Origin of the sequence: Streptomyces sp. yr375 (assembly GCF_900110755.1) — a bacterium.
GTDB lineage: Bacteria > Actinomycetota > Actinomycetes > Streptomycetales > Streptomycetaceae > Streptomyces.
The window spans coordinates 44636-62472 of sequence record NZ_FOFF01000006.1; the positions used below are offsets into that span (position 1 = coordinate 44636).

General features: G+C 70.3%; 14 protein-coding genes. 8 read left to right on the plus strand and 6 right to left on the minus strand.

The genetic code is table 11. The annotated features are described in order from the left end of the window. Positions 1-35: 35 nt before the first annotated feature. The 6 genes from BMZ82_RS08850 to BMZ82_RS08875 all read left to right on the plus strand — a co-directional run bounded on the left by BMZ82_RS08850 (position 36) and on the right by BMZ82_RS08875 (position 8459). Positions 36-902: an MHYT domain-containing protein gene (locus tag BMZ82_RS08850; protein WP_093773504.1), complete on the plus strand. Its 867-nt coding sequence runs from the start codon at positions 36-38 to the stop codon at positions 900-902. An 86-nt stretch (positions 903-988) separates the two neighbouring features. Beyond that, the gene (uvrB, locus tag BMZ82_RS08855) at positions 989-3133 is read left to right on the plus strand and encodes an excinuclease ABC subunit UvrB (RefSeq protein WP_093773506.1); all 2145 of its coding nucleotides are present in this window, start codon (positions 989-991) and stop codon (positions 3131-3133) included. A gap of 161 nt (positions 3134-3294) precedes the next feature. Next, a complete protein-coding gene (locus BMZ82_RS08860) occupies positions 3295-3873 on the plus strand; it encodes a TerD family protein (RefSeq protein ID WP_093773508.1) in 579 nt (192 codons plus the stop codon). A 52-nt stretch (positions 3874-3925) separates the two neighbouring features. Then, positions 3926-5971 carry a TerD family protein gene (locus tag BMZ82_RS08865; RefSeq protein WP_093773510.1) on the plus strand — a complete coding sequence of 682 codons (2046 nt, stop codon included), beginning with the start codon at positions 3926-3928 and terminating at the stop codon, positions 5969-5971. Between the two features lie 223 nt (positions 5972-6194). After that, positions 6195-7196 carry a TerC/Alx family metal homeostasis membrane protein gene (locus tag BMZ82_RS08870; RefSeq protein ID WP_093773512.1) on the plus strand — a complete coding sequence of 334 codons (1002 nt, stop codon included), beginning with the start codon at positions 6195-6197 and terminating at the stop codon, positions 7194-7196. Between the two features lie 162 nt (positions 7197-7358). After that, positions 7359-8459 (plus strand): calcium:cation antiporter, encoded by a 1101-nt coding sequence (locus BMZ82_RS08875; protein WP_093773514.1) that lies wholly within the window; start codon positions 7359-7361, stop codon positions 8457-8459. On the opposite strand, the gene BMZ82_RS08880 is transcribed toward BMZ82_RS08875, so the two are convergent. Continuing rightward, the gene (locus tag BMZ82_RS08880) at positions 8449-9756 is read right to left on the minus strand and encodes an MFS transporter (RefSeq protein ID WP_256251824.1); all 1308 of its coding nucleotides are present in this window, start codon (positions 9754-9756) and stop codon (positions 8449-8451) included. The two genes, BMZ82_RS08875 and BMZ82_RS08880, sit on opposite strands and share 11 nt — an antisense overlap. Positions 9757-9899: 143 nt before the next feature. Here BMZ82_RS08880 and aroQ point away from each other — a divergent pair, with 143 nt between their 5' ends. Then, positions 9900-10373 carry a type II 3-dehydroquinate dehydratase gene (gene aroQ / locus BMZ82_RS08885; protein WP_093773516.1) on the plus strand — a complete coding sequence of 158 codons (474 nt, stop codon included), beginning with the start codon at positions 9900-9902 and terminating at the stop codon, positions 10371-10373. A gap of 68 nt (positions 10374-10441) precedes the next feature. Here aroQ and BMZ82_RS08890 read toward each other — a convergent pair whose 3' ends face one another. The 5 genes from BMZ82_RS08890 to BMZ82_RS08910 all read right to left on the minus strand — a co-directional run bounded on the left by BMZ82_RS08890 (position 10442) and on the right by BMZ82_RS08910 (position 14558). Then, positions 10442-11194: an amino acid ABC transporter ATP-binding protein gene (locus BMZ82_RS08890; RefSeq protein WP_305729203.1), complete on the minus strand. Its 753-nt coding sequence runs from the start codon at positions 11192-11194 to the stop codon at positions 10442-10444. Further along, a complete protein-coding gene (locus tag BMZ82_RS08895; protein ID WP_093773518.1) occupies positions 11191-12138 on the minus strand; it encodes an amino acid ABC transporter permease in 948 nt (315 codons plus the stop codon). The genes BMZ82_RS08890 and BMZ82_RS08895 overlap by 4 nt, the downstream gene beginning before the upstream one ends. Continuing rightward, positions 12135-13019 carry an ABC transporter substrate-binding protein gene (locus BMZ82_RS08900; RefSeq protein ID WP_093773520.1) on the minus strand — a complete coding sequence of 295 codons (885 nt, stop codon included), beginning with the start codon at positions 13017-13019 and terminating at the stop codon, positions 12135-12137. The genes BMZ82_RS08895 and BMZ82_RS08900 overlap by 4 nt, the downstream gene beginning before the upstream one ends. A 174-nt stretch (positions 13020-13193) precedes the next feature. Further along, positions 13194-13850, minus strand: a complete 657-nt coding sequence (locus BMZ82_RS08905) for an MBL fold metallo-hydrolase (RefSeq protein ID WP_093773522.1) — start codon at positions 13848-13850, stop codon at positions 13194-13196. Positions 13851-13859: 9 nt separating this feature from the next. Further along, entirely contained in the window at positions 13860-14558 is a 699-nt protein-coding gene (locus tag BMZ82_RS08910; RefSeq protein ID WP_093773524.1) for a maleylpyruvate isomerase family mycothiol-dependent enzyme, read from the minus strand. A 222-nt stretch (positions 14559-14780) separates the two neighbouring features. Between BMZ82_RS08910 and uvrA the strand changes: the two genes are divergently transcribed. Then, the gene (gene uvrA / locus BMZ82_RS08915; protein ID WP_093773851.1) at positions 14781-17795 is read left to right on the plus strand and encodes an excinuclease ABC subunit UvrA; all 3015 of its coding nucleotides are present in this window, start codon (positions 14781-14783) and stop codon (positions 17793-17795) included. Positions 17796-17837 lie beyond the last annotated feature (42 nt).

A 17837-nucleotide genomic window follows, 5' to 3' on the forward strand; every position in this document is an offset into this window, starting at 1 on the left:
GGGAAATTCAGCAACAGGGCGAAGGGCAACCGCGCATGCACGGCACGGTCGACGGTTTCAGCTACGGACTCGTCACCCCGCTGGTGGCCTACTTCATGGCCTGCCTCGGCGGTGCCCTAGGTCTGCGCTGCACCACCAGAGCGCTGCTGGTCGCCCACTCCTGGCGCCCCGGATGGCTCGCCCTCGGCTCGGCGGCGATCGGCTCGGGCATCTGGACCATGCACTTCATCGCGATGATCGGCTTCACGGTCAAGGGCGCCCCGATCCACTACGACAAGGCGACCACCTTCGCCAGCCTCGGCATCGCCATCGTCATGGTGGGCGTCGGGATCTTCATAGTCGGTTACAAGGGCGCGACCGGGACCGCCCTGTTCACCGGGGGCACCCTCACCGGCCTGGGCATCGCGTCGATGCACTACCTGGGCATGGCCGGGATGCGCTTCAACGGCAACCTCGAGTACAACACGCTCACCGTGGCCACCTCCGTCGCCATCGCGATGGCCGCCGCCACCGCCGCCCTGTGGGCCGCGGGGCAGGTCAGGGGCTTCCTGTGGAGCGTGGGCGCCAGCCTCGTCATGGGACTGGCCGTCACCGGCATGCACTACACCGGCATGGCCGCCCTCAGCGTCCATCTGCACGGCGCCGGGGCCCCGGCCACGGGCGACTCGGCCACCTCCCTCCTCGCGCCGATGCTCATCGGGCCCCTGGCCTTCCTCTGCCTCGCGGGCGCCGTCGTGGTGTTCGACCCGCTCATGGTCATGGGCAAGCCCGACTGGACCCCCGCCGAGCACAAACCCGGCGTCCCGGCCCATCCGCCGGTCCCGCACCCCTCGCGCCGCGCCCAGCTCCGCGGCCGCCGGAAGGTGGCCCACCGCGAGTCCCGCACCCCGCAGAACCGCTGAGTCCTCCGGCCGCGAACCCCCGGGCCCGCGGCCGCGAAACGCCTGATCGGACCCCGTTGTCAGTGGGGGGTCGTACGGTGGATGGCATGCGGCCCGTTTCCCACATCGAACGCACGGTGGCGCCTTTCGAGGTCGTCAGCCCCTACCAGCCCAGCGGCGACCAGCCTGCGGCCATCGCCGAGCTGTCCCGGCGCATCGAGGCCGGCGAGAAGGACGTCGTCCTGCTCGGCGCGACCGGCACCGGAAAGTCCGCGACCACCGCGTGGATGATCGAGAAGCTCCAGCGCCCCACCCTGGTGATGGCGCCGAACAAGACCCTGGCCGCCCAACTGGCGAACGAGTTCCGCGAACTGCTGCCGAACAACGCGGTCGAATACTTCGTCTCCTACTACGACTACTACCAGCCCGAGGCGTACGTCCCGCAGTCGGACACCTACATCGAGAAGGACTCCTCGATCAACGAGGAGGTCGAGCGCCTGCGCCACTCCGCGACCAACTCGCTGCTCACCCGCCGGGACGTCATCGTGGTCGCCTCGGTCTCCTGCATCTACGGCCTCGGTACTCCACAGGAGTACGTGGACCGGATGGTCCCCCTCAGAGTCGGCGACGAACTCGACCGGGACCAGTTGCTGCGCCGCTTCGTCGACATCCAGTACACGCGCAACGACCTGGCGTTCACCCGCGGCACCTTCCGGGTGCGCGGCGACACCATCGAGATCTTCCCGGTCTACGAGGAACTCGCCGTCCGCATCGAGATGTTCGGCGACGAGATCGAGGCCCTGTCCACACTCCACCCGCTGACCGGCGAGATCATCAGCGACGACGAGCACCTGTACGTCTTCCCGGCCACCCACTACGTCGCGGGCCCCGAGCGCCTGGAGCGGGCGGCCAACGACATCGAGAAGGAGCTCGGCGAGCGGCTGGCCGAGCTGGAGAAGCAGAGCAAGCTCCTGGAGGCCCAGCGGCTGCGGATGCGGACCACGTACGACCTGGAGATGCTCCGCCAGATCGGCTCCTGCTCCGGTGTGGAGAACTACTCGATGCACTTCGACGGCCGCCTGCCCGGCTCCCCGCCGAACACCCTGCTCGACTACTTCCCGGACGACTTCCTGCTCGTCATCGACGAGTCCCACAACACCGTCCCGCAGATCGGCGCCATGTACGAGGGCGACGCCTCCCGCAAGCGCACCCTCGTCGACCACGGCTTCCGGCTGCCCTCCGCGCTCGACAACCGGCCCCTGAAGTGGGAGGAGTTCCAGGAGCGCGTCGGACAGACCGTCTACCTGTCGGCGACGCCCGGCAAGTACGAACTCTCGCGCGGGGACGGCGTCGTGGAGCAGATCATCCGCCCCACCGGCCTCATCGACCCGGAGGTCGTCGTCAAGCCCACCGAGGGGCAGATCGACGACCTGGTGCACGAGATCCGGGAGCGCGTCGAGAAGGACGAACGCGTCCTGGTCACCACACTCACCAAGAAGATGGCCGAGGACCTCACCGACTACTTCCTGGAACTCGGCATCCAGGTGCGCTACCTGCACAGCGACGTCGACACGCTGCGCCGTATCGAGCTGCTGCGCGAGCTGCGCTCCGGCGAGTTCGACGTCCTGGTCGGCATCAACCTGCTGCGTGAGGGCCTCGACCTGCCCGAAGTGTCCCTGGTGGCGATCCTCGACGCCGACAAGGAGGGCTTCCTGCGCTCCGGCACCTCGCTGATCCAGACCATCGGCCGCGCGGCGCGCAACGTCTCCGGCCAGGTCCACATGTACGCCGACAAGATCACCCCGGCGATGGAGCGGGCCATCGAGGAGACCAACCGCCGCCGGGAGAAGCAGGTCGCCTACAACACGGCGAAAGGCCTCGACCCGCAGCCGCTCCGCAAGAAGATCAACGACATCGTCGCGCAGATCGCCCGCGAGGAGGTCGACACGGAGCAGTTGCTCGGCTCCGGCTACCGCGCGAAGAAGGACGGGCGGGGCACCAAGGCCCCGGTGCCCTCCCTCGGCGACAAGGCGGCCAAGGGCGCGAAGTCCAAGACGGCCAAGGGCAGGGCCAAGGAGACGGTGCCGACCGACCGTCCCGCGGCCGAACTCGCCGGACAGATCGAGGAGATGACGGAACGCATGCGGGCCGCCGCGGCGGACCTCCAGTTCGAGGTCGCCGCCCGGATCCGCGACGAGGTCTCCGAGATGAAGAAGGAACTGCGCCAGATGAGGGAGGCGGGTCTGGCCTGACGGACCCGTGTGGCCGCTGTGCCCGGGCCGCGCACATGCTGTGTTGCAAGACCGACACAAAGTGCGGGCCTGGGTGGGGCATTGTCAGTGGCTTTGCGTAGGGTTTCCGTCAACCGCGGGGTCCGCGGCAACAGGGGACAGTCCGAGAGAGGAATCAGCGCGTGACCGTCAACATGACCAAGGGTCAGGCCATCAGTCTGCAGAAGCACGACGGGGGCAGTCTGACCGCGGTGCGCATGGGCCTCGGCTGGCAGGCGGCCCCGCGGCGCGGCCTGTTCGGCTCCCGGACCCGGGAGATCGACCTCGACGCCTCCGCCGTCCTGTTCGCGGACAAGCAGCCGGTCGACGTCGTCTTCTTCCGCCACCTGGTGAGCGACGACGGCTCGGTCCGCCACACCGGTGACAACCTCGTCGGCGGTGTCGGCCAGGGCGGCGACGACGAGGCGATCCTCGTCGACCTCGCGCGCGTGCCGGTGCACATCGACCAGATCATCTTCACCGTGAACTCCTTCACCGGCCAGACGTTCCAGGAAGTGCAGAACGCGTTCTGCCGTCTGGTCGACGAGACCAACGGCCAGGAGCTCGCGCGCTACACGCTCGCCGGCGGCGGCGCGTACACGGCGCAGATCATGGCGAAGGTGCACCGCGTGGGCGCGGGCTGGAACATGACGGCCCTGGGCTCGCCGGCCAACGGCCGCACCTTCCAGGACCTGATGCCCGCCATCCTGCCCGCGCTGTAGACGGCGAGCGGCACCCGACGACACCACACGCGACGCAGGGGGACGACAGGCGATGACGGCCGAGCTGGTGCGGGGGCAGAACCACCCGCTCTCCCAGGTCCGGCTCGAGATCCGGGTCTCGGCCGGCCGACCAGTGGTGGCGGCGGCCACGCTCGGCGACGAGAACGGCAAGGTCCACGGCGTCGAATGGGTGGCCCACCCGGGCGTGCCCACGCTGCCCGGCCTGGAGGTCTCCCGGCAGGCCGCCGCCGACCACCGCCTCGCGGTGGACCTGGACGCCATGCCTGCTGCCGTGCACCGGATCGCCGTCCTGCTCGCACTGCCCACGGGCGCCGGGGGACCAAGCAGCTTCGGCTCCGTCGCGGCCCCCTTCGTCGCGGTCACCGGGCTCGACGGCACCGAGGTCGCCACCTACACCCTCACCGGCCTGGACGCGGAGTCGGCGGTCGTCGCACTGGAGCTGTACCGGCGACAGGGCGCCTGGAAGGTGCGCGCCGTCGGCCAGGGCTACGCGGGCGGCCTCGCCGAACTCCTCACCGACCAGGGCCTGCCCCAGGCACACCGGCTCGCGGCCGGTATCCACGACGCCGTCGCCCAGGGCCTGGCCCGCTCGGTACCGGCGCCGCCGCCGCGTACGGCCGACGGCGACCGCTCCCGGCAGGCGGCCGCGTCCGCACTCGGCCCCGACCAGAGCGGCTCACCGTACGGCCCGCAGCAAGGCACCCAAGGCAGCACACAGGGTTCCACCGGCCCGTACGGGCCGTACGGCCCGGCCCAGGATCCGCAGGGCCCCTCGGGACCGGGAACCGGCCACCCGGCGGGGAGCACGCCGACGGAGCCCGCGGTCACCCACACGACGTCGCCCGCGGCACCCGCCACCGGCGGTCCGATCGACTACAGCCACCCGCGCCGGCAGAGCGCGCCGCCACCTCCGCCGCCCACCGCGCCCCCGGCCCAGCCCGGGCAGCCCGCCCGGCCGGTGGCGGGTGACGCGACCGGCTGGTCCATGGAGGAGCGGCTCTACAACCAGGTCTGGGGCATGTTCGAGGACCTGGCCCGCAGCACGGCCGCGTTCCGCAGCGCCGTCGACTTCGCCGACGCGCGGCTGGACAAGGAACTCGACCAGGCCCTGTCCGACCCGCGCAGCAGGATCGGCGGCCAGGGCGACGCCGCCCGCGAGGCGGCGCAGGCCAAACACGCCCAGCTCGTCGACCGGGCCCGGGAGGCCCTGGACCGGGATCTCGGCCAGCTCGGCGCCGAGGCCGACGTCGTCGAACCGGCGCTGCCCGCCGCGTACGCGCGCTGGGACAACCCCGTCTGGCATGCCTACCGCGTCCCCATGGAGATGCCCATGGCGGTGCGCCTGGGCGACCTCCACCTGCCCGAGAGCGACCCGCTGCGCATCCCGATGCTGGTGCGCCTCCCGCTCGAGCGCGGCCTGTGGATCGACAGCGGGACGACGGCCTCGTCCGGGTCGTTCGCCGACTCCCGCGAACTGCGGCGCCTGGCCATGGAGTCGGCCGTGGCGCACATCGCCCGGCTGCTGGCGGTGCACCCGGCGGGCGAGTTCACCGTGCACGTCGTCGACCCGGCCGGTTCGGGCGCCCGGGAACTGACGCCGCTGGTGCGGACCGGGGTGCTCGCGGCCCCGCCCGCCGCCGGCGCGGCAGGCGTCGCGGCGCTCCTGGGCCGGCTCACCGAGCGCGTCGACCTGGTGCACATGGCGGTGCGCGGCGGCGCGGCCGACTCGCTCCCGCCCGGCTTCGACACCGCCCAGCAGCTCCTGGTCGTCAACGACTTCCCGCACGGCTTCGACGACCGTGCCGTGACCCAACTGCGCTACCTCGCGGACGAAGGCCCCGCCGTCGGCGTCCACCTGATGATGGTCGCCGACCGGGAGGACGCCGACGACTACGGTCCGTTGCTGGACCCGCTGTGGCGGGGGCTGCTGCGGCTGACGCCGGTGCCCGAGGACCACCTCGCCGACCCCTGGGTGGGACACGCCTGGACGTACGAACCGGCCCTCGTGCCGCCCGGCAGCCAGGTGCTCCAGCAGGTCCTCGCCCAAGTGGCGACGGCTCGCACCAAGTACACGTAAAGAAGCCCCGACCTGGGGACTTGGTACTTCTTTTGCCTATCGCTTTACCTTTTCTTGGTGATTGAGGTACTGTTTTCCCTACGGAGGGGAGTACTCCCTACTGCGGTGTACCCGTCAATACGGATCAGACATGATCCCGGGGCGCCGGCCCGTTCTGGGTGGAAGAGACCTCCGGCAGCGCGACGACGCTGATTACCTGCCGTTACGTACTGCTGGAGGCGCAGTGGATGTTTCCGTGACCCTATGGGTCCTGACCATCGTGGGCCTGGCGGCCCTCATCGGGGTCGACTTCTTCATCGGCCGCAAGCCGCACGACGTGTCGATCAAGGAAGCCGGGATCTGGACCGTCGTATGGATCGCCCTGGCCGGGCTCTTCGGGCTCGGCCTGCTGCTCTTCAGCGGCGGTGCGCCCGCCGGCGAGTTCTTCGCGGGCTTCATCACCGAGAAGTCGCTGAGCGTCGACAACCTGTTCGTCTTCGTCCTGATCATGGCGAAGTTCGCGGTCCCGTCGCAGTACCAGCAGCGGGTCCTGCTCGTCGGCGTCCTCATAGCCCTGGTGCTGCGGGCGATCTTCATCGCCGCGGGCGCCGCGATCCTCGCCAGCTTCGCCTGGGTGTTCTACATCTTCGGCGCCTTCCTGATCTGGACCGCCTGGAAGCTCATCCAGGAGGCCCGGGCCGACGAGGAGGACGAGGAGTTCGAGGAGAACAAGCTGCTCCAGGCGGTGGAGAAGCGCTTCGGCGTCGCCGACCGCTACCACGGCACGAAGCTGTGGATCGAGCAGAACGGCAAGCGGGTCATGACCCCGATGCTGGTCGTGATGCTCGCGATCGGTACGACCGACGTGCTCTTCGCGCTCGACTCGATCCCCGCGATCTTCGGTCTGACGCAGGACCCGTACATCGTCTTCACCGCCAACGCGTTCGCGCTGATGGGCCTCAGGCAGCTCTACTTCCTCATCGGCGGCCTGCTGAAGAAGCTGGTCCACCTCAGCTACGGCCTGTCGGTCATCCTCGGCTTCATCGGCGTGAAGCTGGTGCTGCACGCGCTGCACGAGTCCGGGGTCCACGTCCCCGAGATCAGCATCCCGGTCTCGCTCGGCGTCATCTGCTCCGTCCTGATCATCACCACGATCACCAGCCTGCGCGCCTCCAAGAAGCAGGCGGCGGCCGAAGCGGCACAGCCGGCGAGCGAAAGCGCTCCGAAGGACAGCATCGGCGCCTGACCACCGACGACCACGCACGACGTAGGAACCACCACACCGGGAGCGGTGCACGGCGCATCGCCGGGCACCGCTCCCGGTGCCTCCTCACCCCGTCGTCGCGCGGGCCGTCCGGGCCCTCCGAGCCGGAGTGCGAAGGCCCTACGGCTCTGCGACGATCGCTGCATGATCGCTCGGCTCAGGTCGGTCACGACCCGGTGGACGTCCCTCGTGCCGGCGCTGGCGATCGTCCTGCTGGCCCTGACCTGGGGGCGCGATCTGCCCGGCGCGGGCGTCGCGCTGGTGACCCTGGTCCTCGCCGGAGCCGTCCTGGCCGCCGTTCACCACGCGGAGGTCGTCGCCCACCGGGTCGGCGAACCCTTCGGCTCCCTCGTCCTCGCCGTCGCCGTGACGATCATCGAGGTCGCCCTCATCGTCACGCTGATGGTGGACGGCGGCGACAAGAGCTCGACGCTCGCCAGGGACACGGTCTTCGCGGCCGTGATGATCACCTGCAACGGCATCCTCGGCCTGTGCCTCCTGGTCGCCTCCCTGCGCCACGGCACGGCGGTCTTCAACCCGGAGGGCACCGGCGCCGCCCTGGCCACCGTCGCGACCCTGGCCACCCTCAGCCTCGTCCTGCCGACGTTCACCACCAGCAAACCGGGCCCGGAGTTCTCCGGCGTCCAGCTCACCTTCGCCGCCCTGTCCTCGCTGGTCCTCTACGGCCTGTTCGTGGCCACCCAGACCATCCGGCACCGCGACTACTTCCTGCCCGTCACCCGGCAGGGAGACGTGATCACCGCCGCCGACCACGCCGGCGCCCCCACCTCCCGGACCGCCCTGATCAGCCTCGGGCTGCTCGGCCTGGCCCTGATCGGCGTGGTGGGCCTCGCCAAAGGGGTCTCGCCCACCATCGAGTCCGCGGTCGAGGCCGCCGGACTGCCGCACGCCGTCGTCGGTGTGATCATCGCCCTGCTCGTGCTGCTCCCCGAGACCATTGCCGCACTGCGCTCCGCCCGCCGCGACCGGGTGCAGACCAGCCTCAACCTCGCGCTCGGCTCCGCGATGGCCAGCATCGGCCTCACCATCCCCGCGGTCGCCCTGGCCTCCATCTGGCTCTCCGGGCCGCTCGTCCTCGGCCTCGGCGCCACCCACATGGTGCTGCTCGCGCTGACCGTCGTGGTCGGCTCGCTGACGGTGGTCCCGGGCCGCGCCACCCCCCTCCAGGGCGGCGTCCACCTCGTCCTGTTCGCGGCGTACCTGGAACTGGCGATCAATCCGTAGCCGGCCGCAGCGCGGACGACACCGGCACCGGCCGGGTCTCCGGCAGCAGGGCGAAACAGCCCAGGCTGAGCAGCGCGATCCCCGTCAGATACGCGCCCACACCCCACGGCACCCGCCCCGAGTGCTCCGCGAGGGCCGTCGCCACGATCGGGGTGAGCGCGCCCCCGAGGACACCGCCGAGGTTGTAGCCGACCGCCGCACCTGTACAGCGCACGCGCGGCGCGTACAGCTCCGGCAGATACGCCGCGATCACCGCGAACATCGTCACGAACGCGACCAGCGCCCCCAGGAAACCGACGAACATCGGCAGCGGCTCCCCGGTCGCGAGCAGCGCGACCATCGGGAACATCCACAGCGCGGCCGCCGCGCATCCGGCCAGGCACAACGGCCGCCGGCCGAAGCGGTCGCCGAGCAGCGCCATCACCGGCGTCAGCGCCCCCTTCACCACCACGGCGGCCATGATGCAGGTCAGCATGACGGTACGGCTCACCCCGAGCCGCTCCGTCGCGTACGCCAGGGACCACGTCGTCACGGCGTAGAAGATCGCGTACCCGACGGCGAGCGCACCCGCGGTCAGCAGGACGAGCCGCCAGTGGTCGCGTACGACCTCGGCGAGCGGCACGCGCGCGTGGTCGTCGATCTCCAGGAACCGCGGGCTCTCGGGCAGCGACGACCTGAGCCACAACCCGAGCACGGCCAGCACCCCGGCCGCCCAGAACGGCACCCGCCACCCCCACTGCGCGAACTGCGCCTCGGTCAGCGTCGCCGACAGGGCCAGCACCACCCCGTTGGCGAGCACGAACCCCACCGCGGGCCCGACCTGCGGAAAGCTCGACCACAGCGCGCGCCGCCCGGCGGGCGCGTGCTCCACGGTCAGCAGCACCGCCCCGCCCCACTCCCCGCCGAGCCCCAACCCTTGAAGAAAGCGCAGGACGAGCAGCAGCAGGGGCGCGGCCACCCCGATCGAGCCGTACGTCGGCACACAGCCGACCGCGACCGTGGAGGCGCCGGTCAGCAGCAGGGAGGCGACGAGGACGGGCCGGCGTCCGCGCCGGTCCCCGATGTGCCCGAACAGCACCGATCCCAGCGGCCGGGCCACGAACCCCACGCCGAACGTCGCGAACGCGGCCAGGGTCCCCGCCAGCGGCGAGAACGTGGGGAAGAACAGCGGCCCCAGGACCAGCGCGGCGGCGGTCCCGTAGACGAAGAAGTCGTAGAACTCGATGGCCGTCCCGGCGAGCGAGGCGGCCGCGAGCCGGGGCATGGAGGGCGCCTTCACGGTGCGTACGTCGTACATACTGCGTCAACTACCCACGGTGACCGCCGGTTACGGGGGCGTACGGGAGCGTGGACACGGCCTGCTGCCGTGCCGTTTCACCGTGATAGACCGGTCCGAGCAGCGGTCCTCGACGGACCGTTCCCGAACGGACCGGAGGAACCGTGCCCCGCACCCTGGCCAACGCCCCGATCATGATCCTGAACGGCCCCAACCTGAACCTCCTGGGCCAGCGTCAGCCGGAGATCTACGGTTCCGACACGCTCGCCGACGTCGAGGCGATGTGCGTCAAGGCGGCGGCCGCGCTCGGCGGCACGGTGGACTTCCGGCAGTCCAACCACGAGGGGCAACTCGTCGACTGGATCCAGGAAGCGCGGCTGAACCACTGCGGCATCGTGATCAACCCGGGCGCCTACTCGCACACCTCGGTCGCGATCCTGGACGCCCTCAACACCTGCGACGGCCTGCCGGTGCTGGAGGTCCACATCTCCAACATCCACCAGCGCGAGTCCTTCCGGCACCACTCGTACGTCTCGCTGCGCGCGGACGGCGTCATCGCGGGATGCGGGGTGCAGGGGTACGTGTTCGGCGTGGAGCGCGTCGCCGCACTGGCGGGGGCGGGCAAGACCGACGCGTAAGGGGCCGGCGCGTACGAGGCCGGCGCGTAAGCACCGGCCTCCAGGCGTACGCCCCTTACAGGCGCTCCCTACAGTCGGCCCGCCTCCACGATCCGCCGCAGGAAGCGCTGCGTGCGCTCCTGCTGCGGGTCGCCGAAGAGCTGCTCGGCGGTGCCGCGCTCCAGCACGACGCCTCCGTCCAGAAAACAGACCTGGTCGGCGACCTCGCGGGCGAAGCCCATCTCGTGGGTGGCCAGCACCATGGTCATGCCGTCGCCCTTCAGGTCGCGGACGACGTTCAGGACCTCGCCCACCAGCTCCGGGTCGAGGGCCGCGGTGATCTCGTCGAGCAGCAGCAGCCGGGGACGTACGGCGAGGGCGCGCACGATCGCCACACGCTGCTGCTGACCGCCGCTGAGCCGGTCGGGGTACTCGTCCGCCTTGCCGGCCAGTCCGAGCCGCTCCAGGAGCCCCCTGGCGTGTTCCTCGGCCTCCGCACGGGCGACGCCGTGCACGCGCCGCGGGGCGAGCGTGATGTTCTCCAGCACCGTCATGTGCGGGAACAGGTTGTACGCCTGGAAGACCACGCCGATCCGGCGCCGTACCGCGTCCTGGTCGGCGCGCGGGTCGGTGATCTCCTCGCCGTCCAGCCAGATCGCGCCGTCGTCGATGTCCTCCAGCAGGTTGGCGCAGCGCAGCAGCGTGGACTTGCCGGAGCCGGACGCGCCGATCAGGGCCGTCACCGTGTGCGGGGCGACCTCCAGGTCGACGTCCCGCAGGACGACGGAGTCGCCGAAGGTCTTGCGGACGGACTCCATCCGCAGCACCGGAGCGTCACTCATGTCGTTCCTCCCTGGGCCCGCTGACGGTCCATCCGGGCCGTCACCCAGTCCGTGAAACGGGTCATCGGGATGGTCAGCGCCACGAAGACGAGCCCCGCGACGATGTACGGCGTGTAGTTGAGGCTGCGGCCCACGATGATGTCCGCCGCGCGGACGGCGTCGATCGCGCCGCCGATCGAGACGAGACCGGTGTCCTTCTGAAGGGACACCAGATCGTTCAACAGGGGCGGCACCTGGCGCCGCACCGCCTGGGGGAGCACCACATAGCGCAGCGCCTGCCGGTTGTTCAGGCCCAGCGAGCGGGCCGCGGCGCGCTGCGAGGGGTGCACGGACTCGATGCCCGCGCGGAACACCTCGGCGACGTACGCCGAGTACGTCAGCGTCAGGGCCGTACCGCCCAGCAGCACCGGGTCGACGGTGACGCCCTGGAGTCGCAGCGCGGGCACGCCCAGGACCACGATCATCAGGTTGATGATCAGGGGGAGCCCGCGGAAGAAGTCCGTGTACGCCGCCGCCAGCACCCGCAGTGGGAAGAACACCGGGCCGCGCAGGGTCCGGGCGACGGCGATGAGCATGCCGAGGACCAGCACGGCGACGCCGCAGATCAGCAGCAGCCGGACGTTCAGCCACAGCCCTTCGAGGACCTTGGGGAACGCCTCGCGCGCGTACTGCCCGTTGAAGAAGGTCTCCTTGGTGCGCGGCCAGCCGGGCGCGCCGACGACGACCAGGTACAGCACGACACCCGTGACCAGGGTCGAGAGCGCCGCGATCGCCGTGGCGCGGCGGGCACGCGCGCGTTTGTGGCGCTCGCGCTCCAGCCGCCGCCGCGACGGGGTGTAGCCGTCCGCGGGAGCGCCCTTGTCGCCCTCGGCCAGGCCACCCCCGGTCATGTCGCCCTTGTCGTCCGCGTCTTCCCGGCCGGACTCGTCTTTCGTGACCGTCACTTGAGCACAGGGGCGTCGACGGCGTCCGAGAGCCACTGCTGCTCGATCTTCGCCAGGGTGCCGTTCGCGCGGAGGGCGTCCACGGCGCCGCTGACGCAGGAGGTGAGCGCGCTGCCCTTGTCGAGCACGAGGCCGAACTGCTCCGGCGCGGCGCCCTGGTTCTGGAACTGGCCGACGATCTCGGCGTCCGTCACCTCGGCGGCGGTGATGTAGAAGGCGGTGGGCAGGTCGACCACGATGGCGTCGACCTGGCCGTTCTTCAGCGCGGACTTGGCCTGGTCGTTCTTGGCGTAGACGGCGGCCTGCCGGGTCGGCTTCACCAGGTCGTCGATGTAGTCAAGGCTGGTCGTGCCGACCTGGGCGCCGAGCTTGAGGCCCTTGAGGTCCGCGACGGTCGTCGCCTTGGCGGCCTTCGTGCCCTTCAGGGCGATGACGGCCTGGCGCACGTCGTAGTAGCCGGACGAGAAGTCCACGGCCTTCTTGCGCTCGGCGCTGATCGACACCTGGTTGATGTCGAAGTCGAAGGTCTTCTCGCCCGGCGCGAAAGCCTTGTTGAACGGCACGCTCTGCCAGACCACGGCGCTCTTGTCGTAACCGAGCTGCTGCGCGACGGCGTACGCGATGGCCGACTCGAAGCCCTTGCCGTTGGCGGGCTTGTCGTCCTTGAACCACGGCTCGTACGCGGGCTCGTCGGTCGCGATCGTCAGCTTGCCGGAGGACTGGGTGGCGAGTTTGCCCTTGGCGCAGGTGTTCGCGCTCGAACCGGAAGGCATGGCAGCCGTTTTGTCCTCAGGCTGCGGAGCGCAGCCGACGGCGGTCGCGAGCAGGGCTACGGTGGCGCCGGCTACGGCGCGGCGCAGAACACGTGGGGCGAGGTGCATGGCGGGAGAGTGGCAGCGAAATCCCTGTTTGTCGAGGTCACACCATCAGGTGTCCGCATTCTGGGAACGGGTGTTGCGTTCTCGTGAACACGATGCACACGGGGCGCGCATTCGACGACACACGCCAACACGCGCCCCCTGTAGGGACGGCGGGGAAGACCGCCGTCCGCGAACTCACCACCCGCGCGCGTGCCACTCCGGAAGGTGCGGCCGCTCGGCGCCCAGCGTGGTGTCGTCGCCGTGTCCCGGATAGACCCAGGTCTCGTCCGGCAGCGCGTCGAAGATCTTCGTCTGGACGTCGTGGATCAGGCTGGCGAACGCCTTCGGATCCTTACGGGTGTTGCCCACGCCGCCGGGGAACAGGCAGTCGCCGGTGAACACATGGGGGTGGCCGTGCGGGTCGTCGTAGACCAGGGCGATCGAACCGGGCGTGTGCCCGACCAGATGGCGCGCGGTGAGTTCCACGTTCCCCACCCGGATGACGTCGCCGTCGTCGACCGGGACGTCGGTCGGTACGGGGATGCCGTCGGCGTCCTCCCGGCCGGCGTAGGTACGCGCGCGCGTGGCCGCCACGATCTCGGCGAGCGCCTGCCAGTGGTCGCCGTGCTGATGGGTGGTGACGACGGACGCGATGCCGTCGTCACCGATCGTGCGGAGCAGGGCCTCCGCGTCGTTGGCCGCGTCGATCAGCAACTGCTCGTCCGTGGCCCGGCACCGCAGCAGATAGGCGTTGTTGTTCATCGGGCCGACCGCGATCTTGGTGATCATCAGGTCCTTGAGCTCGTGCACGTCCGCCGGTCCGCCGACCGTCACCTCTCCGCTGTACGTCATGACGGCAGCCTATAGCGGAGGGAGGGCCGGCAGGGGCCCTCCTTCGACAGTCAGTGCGGATCCGTCGCGGCGCCCGGCGAGCCAGCCCAGGAGGTCCGCGGGGGAGCCGGTGACGGTCACCTCGGGATCGCCGTCGGGATCGCCGGCCTTCCGGCCCGTGTGCCACGCGCGCGTGCCGTCCGTCAGGCGCGTCGGCGGTACGTCGGAGTGCCCGGCGAACCGCTCTGCCAGGAACTCGGTCTCCCGCGCGGTGAACTTCTCGGGCAGGTCCTCCAGCTCGTAGCCGATGCCCAGGTCCACGTGGTGCAGCTCGACCTCGACCCACCGCCGGAACGGCAGGCGGGCCGCCGAGTCGACGACCCCGTTGCGCAGCAGTACCGTGCGCGACCAGTCCGCGGGCGCCGCCCCCGCCGCCTGGAAACGGGCCCCGCTCTCCCGTACGTCCGCGAGCTGGACGTCCAGGGGGCGCGGGGCGTCCCGCTCGATGTCGGCGTCGCGGACCTGCGCGTCGGCGTACATGGGGCGGCCCTCGAGGACGTTCACGAGAGCGTCCGCGTTTCGCGCGACATGGGCGAGGACGTGACCGCGGCTCCAGCCGGGCAGCCGTGACGGCTCGGCCACCGCCGCGTTGTCCAGTCCGGCGACCGCGGTGAGCAGCCGCTCGGTCGCGCCATGTACAGACTCCAGGTCATGAGCGTGATCAATCATGCTGCTGACCCTAGCCCCGCCACCCCTTCGGGTGAAGGTGGCCGACCAGAGCCCAAAATCGAATGCACGTGCTATATGGTCGGTGGCGGCGTCGGGCATGCTGGAAGGCCGGGGATTGTTGTGAACCGGTGAATCCCGACCGGCGTTGTCAGTGGCTCCCCCTAGTCTGAGAAGGACGGGGGCCCTGCCCCTGTCCTTCTCTCAAGAAAGGTGCGGACCGGCGTGGCCGACCGTCTCATCGTCCGTGGCGCGCGCGAGCACAACCTCAAGAATGTCTCGCTCGACCTGCCACGCGACTCGCTCATCGTCTTCACGGGCCTGTCGGGGTCGGGCAAGTCCTCGCTGGCCTTCGACACCATCTTCGCCGAGGGCCAGCGGCGCTACGTCGAATCCCTCTCCTCGTACGCCCGCCAGTTCCTCGGCCAGATGGACAAGCCGGACGTCGACTTCATCGAGGGGCTGTCCCCGGCCGTCTCCATCGACCAGAAGTCGACCTCGCGCAACCCGCGCTCCACCGTCGGCACCATCACCGAGGTCTACGACTACCTGCGCCTGCTCTTCGCGCGCATCGGCAAGCCGCACTGCCCCGAGTGCGGCCGGCCGATCGCGCGGCAGTCGCCGCAGGCCATCGTCGACAAGGTGCTGGAGCTGCCGGAGGGCAGCCGCTTCCAGGTGCTGTCGCCGCTGGTGCGCGAGCGCAAGGGCGAGTTCGTCGACCTGTTCGCCGACCTCCAGACCAAGGGCTACTCCCGCGCGCGGGTCGACGGCGAGACCATCCAGCTCTCCAACCCGCCCACGCTGAAGAAGCAGGAGAAGCACACCATCGAGGTGGTCATCGACCGCCTCACGGTGAAGGGGTCCGCCAAGCGCCGCCTCACCGACTCGGTGGAGACCGCCCTCGGCCTCGCCGGCGGCATGGTCGTGCTCGACTTCGTCGACCTCCCCGAGGACGACCCCGAGCGCGAGCGCATGTTCTCGGAGCACCTGTACTGCACGTACGACGACCTGTCCTTCGAGGAGCTGGAGCCCCGCTCCTTCTCCTTCAACTCGCCCTTCGGCGCCTGCCCCGAGTGCTCCGGCATCGGCACGCGCATGGAGGTCGATGCCGAGCTGATCGTTCCGGACGAGGACAAGTCCCTCGACGAGGGCGCCATCCACCCCTGGTCGCACGGCCACACCAAGGACTACTTCGGCCGCCTGATCGGCGCCCTCGCGGACGCGCTCGGCTTCCGCACCGACATCCCCTTCGCGGGCCTGCCGCAGCGCGCCAGGAAGGCCCTGCTGTACGGCCACAAGACGCAGATCGAGGTCCGCTACCGCAACAGGTACGGCCGCGAGCGCGTGTACACGACGCCCTTCGAGGGCGCTGTCCCGTTCGTGAAGCGCCGGCACGGCGAGGCCGAGAGCGACGCCAGCCGTGAGCGCTTCGAGGGCTACATGCGCGAGGTGCCCTGCCCCACCTGCGAGGGCACGCGCCTCAAGCCGCTGGTCCTGGCGGTCACGGTCATGGACAAGTCCATCGCCGAGGTCTCCGGCATGTCCATCAGCGACTGCGCGGACTTCCTGGGCGAGTTGAAGCTCAACGCCCGCGACAAGAAGATCGCCGAGCGGGTGCTGAAGGAGGTCAACGAGCGACTCAAGTTCCTGGTCGACGTCGGCCTGGACTACCTCTCCCTCAACCGCGCGGCCGGCACGCTCTCCGGCGGCGAGGCCCAGCGCATCCGCCTGGCCACCCAGATCGGCTCCGGCCTCGTCGGCGTGCTGTACGTCCTCGACGAGCCGTCCATCGGTCTGCACCAGCGCGACAACCACCGGCTGATCGAGACCCTCGTCCGGCTGCGCGACATGGGCAACACGCTCATCGTCGTCGAGCACGACGAGGACACCATCAAGATCGCCGACTGGATCGTCGACATCGGCCCCGGCGCAGGCGAGCACGGCGGCAAGGTCGTGCACAGCGGCTCCCTGAAGGAGCTGCTCGCCAACCCCGAGTCGCAGACCGGGCAGTACCTGTCCGGCAAGAAGGTCATCCCGCTGCCCGACATCCGGCGCCCACGCGACCTGTCCCGGCAGCTCACCGTGCACGGCGCCCGCGAGAACAACCTCCAGGACATCGACGTCTCGTTCCCGCTGGGCGTGTTCACCGCGGTTACCGGCGTCTCGGGATCCGGTAAGTCGACGCTGGTCAACGACATCCTGTACACGCACCTGGCCCGCGAACTGAACGGCGCGAGGAACGTTCCGGGACGCCACACGCGCGTGGACGGCGACGACCTCGTCGACAAGGTCGTGCACGTCGACCAATCGCCCATCGGCCGCACCCCCCGCTCCAACCCGGCCACCTACACGGGCGTCTTCGACCACGTCCGCAAGCTGTTCGCGGAGACCACCGAGGCGAAGGTCCGCGGCTATCTCCCCGGCCGCTTCTCCTTCAACGTCAAGGGCGGCCGCTGCGAGAACTGCGCGGGCGACGGCACCATCAAGATCGAGATGAACTTCCTCCCGGACGTCTACGTCCCGTGCGAGGTCTGCCACGGCGCCCGCTACAACCGGGAGACCCTGGAGGTCCACTACAAGGGCAAGTCCATCGCCGACGTCCTGAACATGCCGATCGAGGAGGCCACCGAGTTCTTCGAGGCCGTCCCCGCGATCGCCCGCCACCTCAACACCCTGAAGGACGTCGGCCTCGGCTACGTCCGGCTCGGCCAGTCCGCGACCACGCTGTCCGGCGGTGAGGCCCAGCGCGTCAAGCTCGCCAGCGAGCTCCAGCGCCGCTCCACCGGCCGCACGGTCTACGTCCTGGACGAGCCGACGACGGGTCTGCACTTCGAGGACATCAGCAAGCTCCTGAAGGTGCTCGCCGGCCTCGTCGACAAGGGCAACACGGTCATCGTCATCGAGCACAACCTCGACGTGATCAAGACCGCCGACTGGGTCGTCGACATGGGCCCCGAGGGCGGCGCAGGTGGCGGTCTCGTCATCGCCGAGGGCACGCCCGAGGAGGTCGCCGGGGTGTCGACCAGCCACACCGGCAAGTTCCTGCGGGACGTCCTCGGCGCCGACCGGATCAGCGACGCGGCTCCGGCGAAGGCCCCGGCCCCGCGCAAGACGGCGGCGAAGAAGACGGCCGCGGCGCGGAAGACGGCGACCGCGAACAACACGGCGACCAGGAAGGCCGCCGGGGCGACGACGAAGGCGACCCCGGCGAAGAAGACGACCCGGGCCCGCAAGGCCTGACGAGTACATGGGCCGCAAGGCCTGACGGGCTCGACAGACGGA

Excerpts from the sequence above, each read along its gene's own strand:
- BMZ82_RS08900 (WP_093773520.1), bottom strand. The coding sequence starts at position 13,019 with ATGCACCTCGCCCCACGTGTTCTGCGCCGCGCCGTAGCCGGCGCCACC.
- BMZ82_RS08850 (WP_093773504.1), top strand. The coding sequence starts at position 36 with ATGCACGGCACGGTCGACGGTTTCAGCTACGGACTCGTCACCCCGCTG.
- BMZ82_RS08865 (WP_093773510.1), top strand. The coding sequence starts at position 3,926 with ATGACGGCCGAGCTGGTGCGGGGGCAGAACCACCCGCTCTCCCAGGTC.
- BMZ82_RS08890 (WP_305729203.1), bottom strand. The coding sequence starts at position 11,194 with ATGAGTGACGCTCCGGTGCTGCGGATGGAGTCCGTCCGCAAGACCTTC.
- BMZ82_RS08910 (WP_093773524.1), bottom strand. The coding sequence starts at position 14,558 with ATGATTGATCACGCTCATGACCTGGAGTCTGTACATGGCGCGACCGAG.
- BMZ82_RS08875 (WP_093773514.1), top strand. The coding sequence starts at position 7,359 with ATGATCGCTCGGCTCAGGTCGGTCACGACCCGGTGGACGTCCCTCGTG.
- BMZ82_RS08905 (WP_093773522.1), bottom strand. The coding sequence starts at position 13,850 with ATGACGTACAGCGGAGAGGTGACGGTCGGCGGACCGGCGGACGTGCAC.
- uvrB (WP_093773506.1), top strand. The coding sequence starts at position 989 with ATGCGGCCCGTTTCCCACATCGAACGCACGGTGGCGCCTTTCGAGGTC.
- BMZ82_RS08880 (WP_256251824.1), bottom strand. The coding sequence starts at position 9,756 with ATGTACGACGTACGCACCGTGAAGGCGCCCTCCATGCCCCGGCTCGCG.